This is a genomic window from Sorangiineae bacterium MSr11367 (assembly GCA_037157805.1).
GTDB classification, from domain to species: domain Bacteria; phylum Myxococcota_A; class Polyangia; order Polyangiales; family Polyangiaceae; genus Pendulispora; species Pendulispora rubella.
The window spans coordinates 8,128,417-8,142,594 of sequence record CP089983.1; the positions used below are offsets into that span (position 1 = coordinate 8,128,417).

Annotated in this window: 9 protein-coding genes; 8 read left to right on the forward strand and 1 reads right to left on the reverse strand. The window is 64.2% G+C overall.

What is annotated here, in order from left to right:
* Positions 1 to 32: 32 nt before the first annotated feature.
* The 7 genes from LVJ94_31630 (at position 33) to meaB (ending at position 12,202) form a co-directional block, all read left to right on the forward strand.
* A complete protein-coding gene (locus tag LVJ94_31630) occupies positions 33 to 812 on the forward strand; it encodes an enoyl-CoA hydratase (protein WXB01457.1) in 780 nt (259 codons plus the stop codon).
* A 419-nt stretch (positions 813 to 1,231) separates the two neighbouring features.
* A complete protein-coding gene (locus tag LVJ94_31635; protein WXB01458.1) occupies positions 1,232 to 1,717 on the forward strand; it encodes a hypothetical protein in 486 nt (161 codons plus the stop codon).
* A gap of 46 nt (positions 1,718 to 1,763) precedes the next feature.
* A complete protein-coding gene (locus tag LVJ94_31640) occupies positions 1,764 to 3,968 on the forward strand; it encodes a hypothetical protein (GenBank protein ID WXB01459.1) in 2,205 nt (734 codons plus the stop codon).
* Positions 3,969 to 4,033: 65 nt separating this feature from the next.
* The gene (locus LVJ94_31645) at positions 4,034 to 7,489 is read left to right on the forward strand and encodes a methylmalonyl-CoA mutase family protein (GenBank protein WXB01460.1); all 3,456 of its coding nucleotides are present in this window, start codon (positions 4,034 to 4,036) and stop codon (positions 7,487 to 7,489) included.
* Positions 7,490 to 7,503: 14 nt separating this feature from the next.
* Positions 7,504 to 9,045, forward strand: a complete 1,542-nt coding sequence (locus tag LVJ94_31650) for a methylmalonyl-CoA mutase family protein (GenBank protein ID WXB01461.1) — start codon at positions 7,504 to 7,506, stop codon at positions 9,043 to 9,045.
* On the forward strand, positions 9,042 to 11,192 hold the full coding sequence (scpA, locus tag LVJ94_31655; GenBank protein WXB01462.1) for a methylmalonyl-CoA mutase: 2,151 nt from the start codon (positions 9,042 to 9,044) through the stop codon (positions 11,190 to 11,192). The genes LVJ94_31650 and scpA overlap by 4 nt, the downstream gene beginning before the upstream one ends.
* Complete coding sequence (gene meaB / locus LVJ94_31660) at positions 11,189 to 12,202, forward strand: methylmalonyl Co-A mutase-associated GTPase MeaB (protein ID WXB01463.1); 1,014 nt, start codon at positions 11,189 to 11,191, stop codon at positions 12,200 to 12,202. The genes scpA and meaB overlap by 4 nt, the downstream gene beginning before the upstream one ends.
* On the opposite strand, the gene LVJ94_31665 is transcribed toward meaB, so the two are convergent.
* On the reverse strand, positions 12,166 to 12,639 hold the full coding sequence (locus LVJ94_31665) for an antibiotic biosynthesis monooxygenase (GenBank protein WXB01464.1): 474 nt from the start codon (positions 12,637 to 12,639) through the stop codon (positions 12,166 to 12,168). The two genes, meaB and LVJ94_31665, sit on opposite strands and share 37 nt — an antisense overlap.
* 844 nt (positions 12,640 to 13,483) lie before the next feature.
* Here LVJ94_31665 and LVJ94_31670 point away from each other — a divergent pair.
* On the forward strand, positions 13,484 to 14,149 hold the full coding sequence (locus LVJ94_31670) for a class I SAM-dependent methyltransferase (GenBank protein WXB01465.1): 666 nt from the start codon (positions 13,484 to 13,486) through the stop codon (positions 14,147 to 14,149).
* Positions 14,150 to 14,178 lie beyond the last annotated feature (29 nt).

The following is a 14,178-nucleotide window of genomic DNA, read 5'->3' on the forward strand; positions in this document are numbered from 1 at the left end:
GATGGCCCCCGTGTCGGACTATCCTCGCGCCCATGGGCGAGGAGATCCTTTTCGACGTACGCGGCGATGGCATCGCATGGCTCACGTTCAACCGACCCGCGGCGCGCAATGCGATGACCCTCGGGATGTACGCTCGCCTCGAGGAGGTCTGCAAGGGCGCTGCGCGCCATCCGTCGGTCCGCGTTCTGCTCTTGCGCGGCGCGGGCGACAAGGCCTTCGTCGCGGGAACCGATATTTCGGAGTTTCGCAACTTCTCGAACGCGGAAGATGGCATTGCCTACGAGGCGAGCATGAGCCGCGTGCTCGACGTTCTCGAGGAGCTGCCCATCCCCACCATCGCCGTCCTGCAGGGAGCGTGCACCGGCGGGGGTGCGGCGATTGCGGCCGCCTGCGATCTACGCATCGGCGACCCGTCGGCGCGCTTCGGTTTTCCCATTGCGCGCACGCTCGGCAATACGCTTTCCACGCGCAACCTCGCGCGCCTCGCGGCACTTCTGGGCGTGGCCAAAACGAAGGAGCTGCTCTTTCTCGCGCGCCTGATGAACGCCGAGGAGATGCGCGCGGCGGGACTCCTGAGCGAGATCGTCCCCGCCGAGGGACTCCATGCGCGTGCGGAGGCCATGGCCGCGACGCTGCTCGAGCATGCGCCCATCACCTTGCGCACCTGCAAAAGCGAGCTTGGGCGCGTGCTGCGTTCGGCGGCACCGCCGGAAGGCGAAGCGCACGTCATCGAGGCGTACACGAGCGACGACTTCAAGGAAGGCGTCGATTCGTTCCTCGTCAAACGCACACCCCATTGGCGCGGTCAGTAGACTTGCCACCCCGCGGGCACGGTGAAGCGTCCCTCCGTTTCGTCGTGCGCCTGCCACATGACCCGTGCGCCTGCCCGGTGTGGGTGTGCGAAAACGCACGGTGCCGCTAGGAAATTCTCCGGCGCAAAAAAGAGTTAGTCGCATTTGACAGCTCATGGAGGCGTCGTTAATTCGAATTAGAGAATGAGATCTTCGTGTGCGTGCGTTTCACCCGGCCGCGACTCGAAAACTCCATGAGCATCGCCAAGAAATACCCGCTCGATAGCCGTTCCCATTCGCCTTCATCACCCACCTCACACGACTCGCACACCATGCGGGTTGGCCGCCCCCAGCGCCCACCCTTGGAAAGCGGGCCGTTGCCGATTGATCGACACGATCCGCATGATCCGCATGACGAGTGGTCCGAATCGACACTCGACATGTTCCCCGGAGAGAACGACGGCGATCGTCGCACGCCGCTTCTCTTCGATTCGCTCATCACCCCTATTTTCCCCGAATCCGCCGTCCGCGAGGTGATGGCCCGCGCGGAAGCCATGGAGCGGGCGGCCTCTCAAGCCGCCACGGCCGCTCCACCCCGCGCGCCCCTCCCGACCGCGCCGGCGCCGACCCCGGTGGTCTGGCCGAAAGCGGCCCCCGTGGTCGAGAGTTGGAAGGCCGACACTCCGATGAATGGCGTGCGCGTGCGGCTGCCCGCGGCCACGCTCGTTCTGAACGATGACGACGATGATGTGGATCCGCCGACGGCACTGCACGTGCTCGCAGGACGAGGCCATCATGTTTCGTGGATGTTCTGGGTGGCGATGGCGCTGTTGCTCGCCCTTTTGACGGCCACCCTGTGCAAAGCGGCAATGAAGCTGTCGCTGCACGAGGTGAACTCCGCGGGGTCCGGGCAGATTTCCGTTTAGATCGAAAGACGTTCCGTGACGGCTAAGTCGGCTAGGATGGCCGGCGATGCCCAAGAGACAAATCCTATCGCTCGGCCTTCTCGCCACCTCGTTTGGTGCGTTCGACTGTGCGCCCGCGTCGCCCTCGTCGGATGCCACGGTGGTGCACAACCAGCGTGAAACGACCGCCGCGACCCCGAACAGCGGCGGCGGGGGTGGCAACGTCGCGCCGTTGCCGAGCGTTCGAACCGGCAATCACGATGTCTTCTATTTCGTCCTGCCGGACCGATTTGCCAATGGCAGCACGGCCAACGATACGGGCGGCATCCCTGGTCAGGCGCTCGACCATGGATATTTGCCTACCGATAAGGGCTATTACCACGGTGGAGATCTCGCCGGGGTCATCTCGAAACTCGACTACATCAAGGGGCTCGGCACCACCGCGATCTGGATGGGCCCCATCTTCAAGAACCGGGCGGTCCAAGGCAACGGCACCATCGCCGGCTCGTCGTCGGGTTACCACGGATATTGGACCATCGACTACACGCAGGTCGATCCGCACTTCGGCACCAACGAGGACTTGAAGCGCCTCGTGCAAGGCGCCCGCGAACGCGGCATCAAGGTCTACTTCGATATCATCGTGAACCACACCGCGGACGTCATCTCGTACCGCGAGAACACGTACGGGTACCGCAGCAAGTCCGCCTACCCGTACCGCGATGCGCAGGGCCGCGCCTTCGACGATCGGGACTACGCGGGCGGAAGCACCTTCCCGCAGCTCTCCGCGGAAAAGAGCTTTTCCTACGTGCCGGTCTTCGCCAAACCGGCGGATGCCACGGTCAAAGTTCCCGCGTGGCTCAACGACCCGACGATGTACCACAACCGAGGCGATACCTCCTTCACCGGCGAGGATTCGCTCTACGGCGACTTCTTCGGCCTGGACGATCTGTTCACCGAGCGCCCCGAGGTGGTGCGGGGCATGATCGACATCCACAAGAAGTGGATTCACGAAGCGGGCATCGACGGCTTCCGCATCGATACGGCGCGGCACGTGAACGACGAGTTTTGGCAGCAGTTCCTGCCGGAAGTCCTGAATTACGCGCGGGCCGAGGGCAAGAAGGACTTCTTCATGTTCGGCGAGGTGAGCGAGCCGAAAACGGCGGAGGCGCTTTCGCACTTCACCGGCGCGGCGAAGTTCCAGGCCGTGCTCGACTTCGCCTTTCAGAAGGTCGCGCGCGAATTTGCCTCGAATCCGAACGGCACCAGCGACGCTTTGCGCGAGTTCTTCGCCAGCGATGACTATTACATCGATGCGGACTCGAATGCGTATGCCGCGCCCACCTTCCTGGGCAACCACGATATGGGACGGTTCGGCTATTTCCTGCGAACGGACAACCCCGCGGCGAAGGACGACGAGCTCGTGCAGCGCGACAAGCTGGCGCATGCGCTCATGTTCTTCGTCCGGGGAATGCCCATCATCTATTACGGCGACGAGCAAGGCTTCACCGGCGACGGCGGCGACAAGGATGCCCGCGAGACGATGTTCGCGAGCAAGGTCGCGTCGTACAACGACAACAAGCTGATTGGCACGACGGCGACGACGGCCAAAGACAATTACGTGCCCGCACATCCGCTTTACCAGGGATTCCACGCGCTCGCGGCGCTTCGGAATGCGCACCCTGCCCTTCATGGCGGCGCGCAGGTTCACCGTGCCTCGAACGCAGGGGCTGGGATTTATGCCTTTTCGCGCATCGATCGCACGGAGCAAATCGAATACGTGGTCGCGCTCAACAATGCGAAGGAAGCCAAGAGCGTGAGCTTCCCGGTGTTCACGGCGAATGGCCGTTTCCGCAGCATTTACAGCGTCCCACCGATGCCGCAAGAGGGTGCCGTTTCGGGCAAGGACAAGGTGTTGACGGTGAAGGTGCCCGCCTTCGGTGCCGTCGTGCTGCGCGCCGAGGCCAAGTTGCCCGCGCGGGCGGCGGCGCCGGCGGTCGCCTTCGTTACGCCGACGGCAGAGGCGAAGATCCGCGGGCGCAAGGAATTCCGCGTGGACTTGGACCAGGATGCGTTCGCGGAGGTCACGTTTGCCGTGCGCAAGGGCGATGCGGAAGCATGGACGCCGATCGGCACGGACGATAACGCGCCGTACCGTGTCTTCTACGACACGTCATCATTGGCGGCGGGTACGCGCCTTCGGATCAAGGCGCTGGTGCGGGATCACTCCGGGAACGTCGCCTCGACCGAGACGGTTGCGGTCGTCGGGGACTAAGGCAGGCGAACTCTTCGGTTAGAGAGCAGTGGATTCGCTTCAACCGATCGGGTTAGAGACATTCTATGTCCGCCTCGACGCCTTCTCCTTACAGGCCCCAACATCACGTTCGGCTGGTGAGCGCCGCATCGCTCTTCGATGGGCACGATGCGGCCATCAACGTGATGCGCCGACTCATGCAGTCGTCGGGGGCCGAGGTCATTCACCTCGGGCACAACCGCTCCGTCGCCGAGATCGTCCACACAGCCATCCAGGAGGATGTGCAGGGCATCGCCATCACGTCGTACCAGGGCGGCCACGTCGAGTACTTCAAATACATGATCGATCTGCTGCGCCAGGCCGGCGCAAAGATTGAGGTGTTCGGCGGCGGCGGGGGCACCATCCTGCCGACGGAGATCGAGGAGCTGCACGCGTACGGCGTATCCCGGATTTACTCGCCGGACGATGGGCGGGCCATGGGCCTGCAAGGCATGATCAACGATCTGCTCCAGCGGTGCGACTTCGTCAAACGGTCGCCCGAGTTCGAGCCGCTGCTCGCGAGGCTTCCGCAGCGCGAGCCTGCGACGATTGCGGCGCTCATCACCATCGCGGAGAATTTTCCCGAGGCGGGTGACCGGCTGCGCGAGGCGCTGGCAAACTTGCCCAAGCCCGATAGGAAGATCCCCGTGCTGGGCATCACTGGCACGGGCGGCGCGGGCAAGTCGAGCCTCGTCGACGAGTTGGTGCGGCGCTTCCTCGCGGACAGCTCGGACAAGACGGTGGCCGTGCTCTCGGTGGATCCGTCGAAGCGCAAGTCGGGCGGCGCGCTCTTGGGCGACCGCATCCGCATGAACGCCATCGACGATCCGCGCGTGTACATGCGCTCGCTGGCGACGCGGCAGTCGAATCTGGCGCTGTCGAAGCACGTGGGCGAGTCCATCGAGGTGTGCCGCGCGGCGGGCTTCGACCTGGTCATCGTGGAGACGTCGGGCATCGGGCAGTCGGACACGGAAATCACCGAGCATGCCGACGTGTCGCTCTATCTGATGACCGCGGAATACGGCGCGGCGACGCAACTCGAGAAGATCGACATGCTCGACTTCGCCGACATCATCGCCATCAACAAATTCGACAAACGCGGCTCGCTCGATGCGCTGCGCGACGTGAAGAAGCAGTGGCGGCGCAACCACAATGCCTTCACCCTTCCGGACGAGGACGTTCCCGTTTACGGAACCATTGCCTCGCAGTTCAATGATCCGGGCATGAACGGCCTGTATCGGACGATCATCTCCGTGCTGGCGAAGAAGACGGGCGCATCGCTCGCCGCGAATGGCTCGCTCACCGGGGGCATGAGCGAAAAGCGCTGGATCATCCCGCCGGAGCGAACGCGCTACCTCGCCGAGATCGTGGAGACGTGCGAGGCGTACGACGCGTTCGTGCGCAGCCAGGCAGCCATCGCGCGGAGGATGTACCAGCTGCACGGGGCCATCGAGACGTTGCGCGCCAACATCGGCAAAAAGAGCCTCGAGATCGTGGAGCCCACGGGGGTCGACGACGTGGTGCAGGTCACGGAACGCACGGCCGAAGAACCGTCGTACCTCGGGGAGCTCGAGAGGCTTTATCAGGATTTGGCAGCGCGCCTCGCGCCGGAGTGCAAAAAGCTCCTCGACGAGTGGCCGGCAACCAAGCGGCGCTACGCGGCGGCGAAATACCAATTCCAGGTGCGCGACAAGGTCATCGAGCTCGACCTCATTTCCGAGACGCTGTCGCATTTGCGCGTCCCCAAGGTGGCGCTGCCCAAATACGAAGATTGGGGCGACATCCTCACGTGGCTCCTGCGCGAAGCGCCGCCCGGGCAATTCCCTTTCACCGCGGGCGTCTTTCCGCTGAAGCGCGAGGGCGAAGATCCGGCGCGCATGTTCGCCGGCGAGGGCGGCCCGGAGCGCACCAACCGGCGCTTCCATTACGTCTCGCGCGGTCTGCCGGCGAAGCGGCTTTCGACGGCGTTCGACTCGGTGACGTTGTACGGCGAAGATCCCGATCCGCGGCCGGACATCTACGGCAAGGTCGGCAACTCGGGCGTGTCCATCGCCAACGTGGACGATGCGAAGAAGCTGTATTCCGGCTTCGATTTGGCCAATCCGGCCACGTCGGTGTCGATGACCATCAACGGGCCGGCGCCGATGCTGCTCGGATTCTTCTTGAACGCGGCCATCGACCAGGGTTGCGAGAAGTGGATCAAGAGCCAGGGCAAAGAGGCCGAGATCGACAAGAAGATCGACGCGCTGTACGCGGAGCGCGGGCTGCCGCGGCCGCGCTACCAAGGGTCGCTTCCGGAGGGGAACGACGGGCTCGGGCTGATGCTGCTCGGCGTCTCCGGCGACGAGGTTCTGCCGCGCGAGGTGTACGAGAAGATCCGCGCGGCGACGCTGTCGCAGGTGCGCGGCACGGTGCAGGCCGACATTCTGAAAGAGGACCAGGCGCAGAATACCTGCATCTTCTCGACGGAGTTCGCCCTGCGGATGATGGGGGACATTCAGCAGTACTTCATCGACAACCGGGTGCAGAATTTCTATTCGGTGTCGATTTCGGGCTACCACATCGCCGAAGCGGGAGCGAACCCCATTTCGCAATTGGCCTTTACCTTGGCCAATGGGTTTACCTTCGTCGAGTATTACCTGTCGCGCGGAATGCACATCGACGATTTCGCGCCCAATCTGTCCTTCTTCTTCTCGAACGGGATGGATCCCGAATACACGGTCATCGGGCGCGTGGCGCGGCGCATCTGGTCGCGAACCATCCGCGACAAGTACGATGGCAACGAGCGCTCGCAGAAGCTGAAGTACCATATTCAAACTTCGGGAAGGTCGCTCCACGCGCAAGAGATTGCGTTCAACGATATCCGCACGACCTTGCAGGCGCTGTTGGCGCTGATGGACAACTGCAATTCGCTGCATACCAATGCGTACGACGAGGCGATCACCACGCCGACGGAAGAAAGCGTGCGGCGGGCGCTGGCGATTCAGTTGGTCATCACCAAGGAGTTCGGGCTCGCGAAAAACGAAAATCCGACGCAAGGCTCGTTCATCGTCGAGGAATTGACCGATCTGGTCGAGGCCGCGGTGCTGACCGAATTTCGGTCGATTTCCGAGCGCGGGGGTGTGCTCGGGGCGATGGAGAGGATGTACCAGCGCTCCAAGATTCAAGAGGAGTCGCTGTATTACGAGACCTTGAAGCACAATGGGGCGTTGCCCATCGTCGGGGTGAATACGTTCTTGGATCCAAAGGGCTCGCCCACGGTGACGCCGCCGGAGGTCATTCGCGCAACCAAAGACGAGAAGGATTACGCCATCGATGCGCGCAATGCCTTTTGGAAGCGCAATGACGAGAGGGCGCAGGCCGCATTGGCCGGTATCGAACGGTCGGCACTGGATGGCGGCAATGTATTCGCCGCGTTGATGGAGGCTTGCAAGGTCTGCACCTTGGGGCAGCTTTCGGGTTCCTTGTACCGCGTCGGTGGCCAATACCGCCGGAACATGTAATGGGAACGCGTGACATGCCCTTTCCGTCCGTGACCATCGCCGACTGGCGAGCCCTCGTCGACAAGGAGCTCGCCGGCAAGCCGTTCGACAAAGTGCTCGTGCACCAGGCACTCGAAGGGCTGCCGATCGCGCCCCTCTATACGGAGCGACCGACTCCAGGGCCGGAGGGCGGCCGATCGGATCAAGGGCTCCCTCCCCCGGACGCCGGAGGTCCGCCGCTTGCGGCGGCCGACTTTCAACGCAGGGGTCGGGGTGGGGGGGCTTTTCGCATTTGCATGCGACACGCTGTGGATGTCGATGTCGCAACGTTGGTCGCGGACATCGCTCAAGGCGCCGATGCGTTCTGGATCCCGGGAGGGAAGATCCCCGAGGGAGCCCGCGCGCGCGCGGAGTTGAAGGATACGGTCTTCATCCTGGATGAAAACGTCATCTCCACGCTGCGCTACCACGAGGCCGGGGCCGATGCGGCCGACGAGATAGCCATCGCTCTGTCGCTCGGGGTGCGCGCCCTCGAGTCGGGAACGAAGCCGGTGGCGGTGCAGATCGCCGTCGGGCGGGATACGTTCGTGGAGCTTTGCAAAGTGCGCGCGCTGCGCACGTGCTGGCAGAAGCTGCTCGCGGCCGCCGGCGGGCGCGAGATGCCGCCTCAGGTGCTGGTGCATGCCGTGTGCTCGTCACGCACGCTCACCGTGCGCGATCCGTGGGTGAACATGCTGCGGGTGACGACCCAGGTCTTTGCCGCCGTGCTCGGCGGGGCCGATCTCGTGACGCCTGCGGTGTTCGACGCGGCCTTCGGCGCGGTCTCGACGGCGCTGGGCCATAGGGTCGCACGCAATACGGGGCTCGTGCTGCGTGAGGAGAGCTTTCTCGGAAAGGTCGCCGATGCGGCTGGAGGCTCGTATTACTTCGAGACGGTGACCGACACGCTTGCGCGCGAGGCGTGGAGCCGATTCCGCGAGCTGGAACGCGATGGCGGGATCGTCGAGGTCGAGCGAAGCGGGCGGCTCGCCGTGCAGCTCGAGGCGAAGTGGAAGGCGCAGCTCAAGGCCATTGCCACGCGGAAGGTGCCGATTCTTGGGGTGTCGGAGTTTGCCAATCTGCGCGAGCGGCTCCCCCACCCCAGCCCTCCCCCGGGGGGGGAGGGAGCCGGGACGTCTCGTGACGCTGCGGTGTTCGAGGAGCTGCGAGGGCGCGCGGAGGCGCTCTCTCCGCCGCCGGAGGCGGTGCTCGTGACCTTGGGCACGTTTGCCGAGTCGAGGCCGCGTGTCGGGTTTGCTGCGGGGTTCTTTGCGGCGGGGGGCATCGCGACGCGGGAGAGCGCGCAGGACGAGAGCGCGGCCATCGTTTGCCTGTGCGGCACGGACGACGCGTATGCCGCCGAAGCTGCGGCACACGCGAAAAAGCTCAAGGCCGCGGGGTGCTCGCGCGTTCTTCTCGCAGGAAGACCTGGTGCGCTCGAAGCGTCCCTTCGTGACGCCGGCGTCGATGGGTTCATTTTCGTCGGCTGCGATGCCGTCGCCATTCTCTCCGCTCTCTTGGACGGAGCATCCTCATGAGCCTTCCCCGTTTCGCCGACATCGACTTCGACACCGTGAAGGTGCCCGCCTCCCCGCTTGCTGCGGGCGATGGCTGGGATACCCCCGAGGGTATTCCCCACCGGCGCATCTACACCGAGGCGGATCTCGCCGGCGTCGCCCACTTGGGGACCCTGCCCGGCTTCCCGCCATTCGTGCGCGGCCCCTACCCGACGATGTACGTGCAGAAGCCCTGGACCGTGCGCCAGTACGCCGGCTTCTCCACCGCCGAGGAGTCCAACGCCTTTTACCGCCGCAACCTCGCGGCCGGCCAGATGGGCCTCTCGATCGCCTTCGACTTGGCCACGCACCGCGGCTACGACAGCGACCATCCGCGTGTCACCGGCGACGTCGGCATGGCCGGCGTGGCCATCGACTCCATCCTCGACATGCGCCTGCTCTTCGACGGCATTCCGCTCGACAAGATGAGCGTGTCGATGACCATGAACGGCGCCGTCCTGCCGATTCTCGCGCTCTACATCGTCGCCGCCGAGGAGCAGGGCGTTGCACCGGCGAAGCTTTCCGGCACCATCCAGAACGACATCCTCAAAGAGTTCATGGTGCGGAATACGTACATCTATCCGCCCGCCCCCTCGATGAAGATCATCGCGGACATCTTCGCGTTTACGTCGCAGAAGATGCCCAAGTTCAATTCGATTTCCATTTCCGGCTACCACATGCAGGAAGCGGGGGCCACGGCCGATCTCGAGCTCGGGTACACCCTCGCCGATGGCATCGAGTACGTGCGCACCGGCATCGCCGCCGGCATGAATGTCGACGCCTTCGCGCCGCGCCTGTCCTTCTTTTTCGCTGTCGGAATGAATTTCTTCATGGAGGTCGCCAAGCTGCGCGCCGCGCGTTTGCTCTGGGCCGAGCTCATGTCGCAATTCTCGCCGAAGAGCCCCAAGAGCCTCGCCCTGCGCACCCACTGCCAGACCTCGGGTTGGTCGCTCACCGCGCAAGACGTCTACAACAACGTCGTCCGCACCGTGATCGAAGCCATGGCGGCCACGCAGGGTCATACGCAGAGCCTGCACACGAACTCATTGGACGAGGCGCTCGCCCTGCCCACCGACTTCTCCGCGCGCATTGCGCGCAATACGCAGTTGCAATTGCAACTCGAGTCCGGCACGTGCCGGCCCGTCGATGCATGGGGCGGCAGCTACTACGTCGAACGCCTCACGCACGACCTGGCCGAGAGGGCGCGGGCCCATATCGCCGAGGTGGAAGGGCTCGGCGGCATGGTCAAGGCCATCGAGGCCGGCGTGCCCAAGCTACGCATCGAGGAAGCGGCGGCCCGCGCGCAGGCGCGCATCGATTCGGGGCGGCAGGCCATCATCGGCGTCAATCGGTACCGGCCCACCACGGCCGAGGCCGTCCCGGTGCTCAAGGTCGACAACGCGGCCGTGCGGCGCACGCAGATCGAGCGGCTCGAGAAGCTGCGACGCGAGCGCGACGGCACCGAGGTCCAGCGCGCGCTCGATGCGCTGCTGGCGTGCGCCGAGGGGCGCGGGGGCAATCTGCTCGAGCTCGCAGTGAATGCCGCGCGGGCACGCGCCACCGTGGGCGAGATGTCCATGGCGCTCGAGAAGGCGTGGGGCCGGCACCAGGCCGAGATCAAAGCCATCGCCGGGGTGTATGCTGGAGAGGTGGGAGAAAGCTCGGACGCCGTCACCGCGGTGCGAGCGCGCACGCAGGGCTTCCTCGAGCGCGAAGGCCGCCGGCCGCGCATCCTCGTCGCCAAGATGGGGCAAGATGGGCACGACCGCGGGCAAAAGGTCATCGCGACGGCGTTCGCCGATCTCGGCTTCGACGTGGACATCGGGCCGCTCTTTCAGACGCCGGAGGAGACCGCCCTGGCCGCCGTCGAAAACGACGTGCACGTCATCGGGGCGAGCTCGCTGGCCGCGGGGCACTTGACCTTGGTGCCGGCGTTGCGGGCGGCGCTGGCCAAGCTCGGAAGGCCGGACATCCTCGTCGTCGTGGGCGGCGTCGTTCCGCCGGACGACTACCCTGCACTGCGCGCAGCCGGTGCCGCCGAGATCTTCGGCCCGGGCACGGTCATCGCGGAGGCGGCGAGCGCCTTGCTCGATCGGCTCGAGCAGCCGCCCGAGGACGAAGCATCGTGACGCGCCGGCGGCGCCTGCCCCTCGACGACTACGAGCGCGGCGTCCGGGCTCGCGACCGCGCGGTGCTGGCTCGGGCCATCACGTTGGTGGAGAGCCGCGAGGCCTCCGACGTCGCCCTGGCGCAAGACCTTCTCACCCGCCTCCTTCCGCACGTCGGAGGCGCCATCCGGATCGGCATCACCGGCGTGCCCGGCGTGGGAAAGAGCACCCTGGTGGACGAACTCGGGATGCGCTTGCTCCGCCAGGGCAAGACGCTCGCGGTCCTGGCCGTCGACCCTTCGAGCAGCGTCTCCGGCGGCTCCATTCTGGGCGACAAGACGCGCATGGGCCGCCTCTCACTCGAGCGCGACGCCTACATTCGGCCCACGCCGAGCGGGCTCTCCCCGGGCGGCATCGCCCGCCGCACCCGCGAGACGATGCTTCTGTGCGAGGCGGCCGGTTTCGACGTGATCCTCGTGGAAACGGTGGGCGTCGGTCAGGGCGAGGTCGCCGTTTCGGACATGGTCGACTTCTTCCTGGTGCTCATGTTGCCCGGCTCGGGCGACGAGCTTCAGGGCATCAAAAAGGGCATATTGGAATTGGCCGACGCCATCGCCGTCAACAAGGCCGACGGCGACAACGTGGCCCGCGCGCGCACCGCATTGGGCGATCTCAAAGCGGCCCTCCGCTACGTGCCGCGCCGCCGCCCGACGTGGAAGCCCGAAGCGCTGGCGATTTCGGGGCAAACGGGCGAAGGCCTCGACGCGCTCTGGGGCGTCGTCGAGGAGCACCGCCGCACCTTGGAGGCCTCGGGCGAGCTTGCGGCCTTGCGCGCCGACCAACAGCGGGCGTGGATGCGGTCGTTGATCGTCGAGCGCCTCGAGCGAACCTTCCTGGGCCACCCCGAGGTCAAAGGCCGCCTTCCGCAGCTCGAAGCCGACGTGCGCGCCGGCCGCACCACCCCTCCGCTGGCGGTCGACGCCTTGTTCGAAGCCTATTTGCAGCCGATGTCGGCCCCCGCGAGATCGTAGTTCTTCACCGTCATCTCGGGGTCGATGATGAACTCCGGATCGCGCGGGGCGACGCGCGTGCGGCTGATGTCCTCCCCGGCGTAGGCTTTGATGGCCTCGCGCGATTCCCAATAGCTGATGACCGAGAAATGCGTCTCGGCACCGATGGTCTCGCGCATCATTTGGTATCCGAGGTTTCCCTTGATGGTGCGAAATTTCTTGATCGCATCGGCCAGGTACGCCGCGTATTCATCGGCCTTGGCGTTCGTCGTTTTGCCGCGCCACTGCCGGGCGATCTTCGCCTGACAGACGAGCGGCACCGATGTACCTGACGTCTGAGCCGGTGAAACCGCCGCGGAGGTCGACGTGGACGAGGACGTCGACGCGGGCGTGCATGCCATCGAGGCAAGCGACAACCCCAAGGCAACCAGTAACGGAAAAGATTGCGATCGGTTCATGAAAGCCTCCCACGGTAAGCCTACATGAAGCGCCGCTCGTCCGTCACGACCGACCGTCCGCCATGAACTTTCTCTCGTCCAGGTGAACACGAGAAATTGTGCAGTTCATGCCATGGGACGAAAGCGTCCGGCACCGCGGACGCTTCCGTCCACTCCGAGCCGTTTCCGTCCACTCCGGGCATTGTTGCGCGGGCAACACGCGTGGCGCCGAAATTGATAGCGGCCAAGCCCCCCACGAGAACGACGTACATTTTCGCAATACTCCGTTTCGTAGTCCGATATGACCACGCACATCGACACCCGACGCCGTTATTGGCAATGCATCGCTCGCGAAGGCCATTTTTGCCATTTTTTGCCGGGCGCAAACGATGTCTTTTCAACACGCGGCGCCAGCCAATCACGCGATAGTTTGGTAGCAAACTTATTTAATTCGCCACCAAACCAACTGCGACCGAACCGATTTATCCGTCCTTCCAATCGATAGCCAGATTACGCTAAATGCAAATACAGAATGGCTCTTCTGCGGCGCGCAGGCATGGCGAATGCTATAGCTTCGTGTCGATGAGGATCGTGTCGATGAGGATCGTGTCGACGAGGATTCGTGTCGACGAACGATGAAATGCGCAGCCGCGCATTGACTTCAAGATAGTGCGGGAGTGCGGGAACATTTGCGACTCGACATGGCTTCACACTGCTCTAGATGCCCTTATAAACCTCACCGCAATTCGCAGCGACCGACGTCGACCACACATCGGTGAAGGCGCCTCTCGAAAAGCAAACGAACTCCAGCTATCTCCGAAACCAAGTCAAGTAGCACACTGCAATAGCGAGCGAGGGACGGACGATGAATTCACCGGCATCTGCGCAAGCGATGGCCATGGACCGGCTGTATGCCGGTCAAAAACGCGTCTACGACATAAGTCGGAAATACTATCTCTTTGGTCGCGACCAATTGATCGAAAAGATCCATGTCGCACCAGGCTCGAACGTCTGCGAACTCGGGGTGGGAACTGCGCGCAATCTCATTTTGCTCGCAAGGCGCAATCCGCAAGGCCGATATTACGGAATCGACCTGAGCGCCGAAATGCTCGGCGAAGCGGCACGAAACCTCGCGCGCACACGACTCGCCGACAAGATCGCGTTGCGACTCACGGCGGCCGAAGAGCTCGACTATCGTGAATTCGGACTCGATGCGCCGTTCGACGCGGTCTACTTTTCCTATTGCCTCGCGATGATCCCGAAAGAGTCCATCGTGCCAGCCATCGAGTCCGCATGGCGCAATCTCGCTCCGGGGGGAGTCCTCTATTACGTCGATTTCGGGCCGATGTCGGGGTTCCCTCCGCGCGTGAGCAAGATGTTCGCTCGTTGGCTCGGTCTATTCGGCGCGCACTATCACCCCGAGGTCGTCGAGGCCTTGTGCGCGCTCGCACCAACGTCGAACGTCGAGCTCACACCTCTCTATCGCGGCTACGCGTTGATGGTCACCGTCCGCAAGCCAAAGAGCGACTGAAGCTCCCCGGGAGCCACTCGCAAACTTCA